We start from the raw sequence: 1,307 nt of genomic DNA on the forward strand, positions 1-1,307 counted from the left end.
TTTAAGTAACAATGGACTTACTAATATTGAACATATTACATCAATGAAAAAATTAGTAGAGTTAGATCTTGCTAAAAATGAATTAGAAAACATCGAACCTTTATCCAGATTGTCTACTGTACAATCACTTAATTTAGAAGAAAACTTTATTTCAGATATAACGCCACTTAGTTACTTAACAGGTTTATATGATTTAAAGTTAGGTTCAAATGAAATTCGTGATGTTAGACCTGTTCAAGAGCTAGGAAAAAGAATGTATATCGATATTCAAAGACAAAAAATCTTTTTAGATGATGTAGAAAAAAATAAGGAAGTTAAAATACCTATCTATAATTTACAAGGAGAGCCACTTAATACGATTCGATTGAAGAGTGAAGATGGAATAGTTAATAATGGTTCTGTTAAATGGGGTACGGCTGGAGAAAAAATATATGAATTTATGTTGGATATAAAGCCAGAAGAGAATCGTATTAAGTTTAATGGAACAGTAATTCAAAATGTTGTTGAAAGATTAGATGACATAAAGGAACCAATGAAAGAGGATAATGAACAACAGGAAAATGTAATTCTCGATAAAACTTTACAACAACATATTAATAAAGAGAATTTGGGTAGAAAGAACCTAAATGCTCCTATAACAAAAGAAGATTTATTACAGATTAAAAAATTAGAGATACTTAAAGAAAAAGGAAAAGAGATAAAAGATATAACAGGTTTACAGTACATGACTAACTTAGAAGACCTCACTTTAGAAGGAGTAGGCTTGAAAAATATTGAGTTCATCTCAAACTTGAAACAATTAAACGCTGTAAATATATCTCATAATCAAATTGAAGATACAACACCGTTATCGACACTGAAAAATTTACAGTGGCTAAATCTTTCAGATAATCGTATTAAAGATGTATCGGTTCTGGGCTCAATGTTAGACTTACTTAGTTTAAAATTGGCTGGAAATGAAATTCGTGATGTAAGGCCGTTAATACAATTAGGTCAGTGGGGAACAATTGATGTTAGAAGGCAAAAGGTCATTTTAGATGATGCAGAAATAAATAAGGAAGTGAAAATACCTGTATATGATTTAGAAGGAGAGCGAATTGAAAAGATTACGCTAAAGAGTGCAGGTGGAACGCTTACTGATGAGGCAATTATTTGGAGTACGCTAGGGGAAAAAATATATGAATTTGATTTAGATGCAGATCATTATGAGACTGGCATATTATATAGTGGCATTGTCATGCAGAATATAGTAGAAAAATTAATACCGAAAGAAGAAGAAAAAGAACCAACAAAAGAAGTTGAAGAGG

The 1,307-nt window shown here is 30.5% G+C and carries 1 protein-coding gene; it reads left to right on the plus strand.

Annotation, left to right across the window (positions count from 1 at the left end; translation table 11 throughout):
- Positions 1-1,307 (plus strand): leucine-rich repeat domain-containing protein (locus MR079_RS28240; protein WP_242295078.1); only part of this gene is annotated, 1,307 nt, incomplete at both ends.

The sequence above is a fragment of the Bacillus cereus group sp. BfR-BA-01381 genome, from assembly GCF_022663555.1.
GTDB lineage: Bacteria > Bacillota > Bacilli > Bacillales > Bacillaceae_G > Bacillus_A > Bacillus_A pacificus.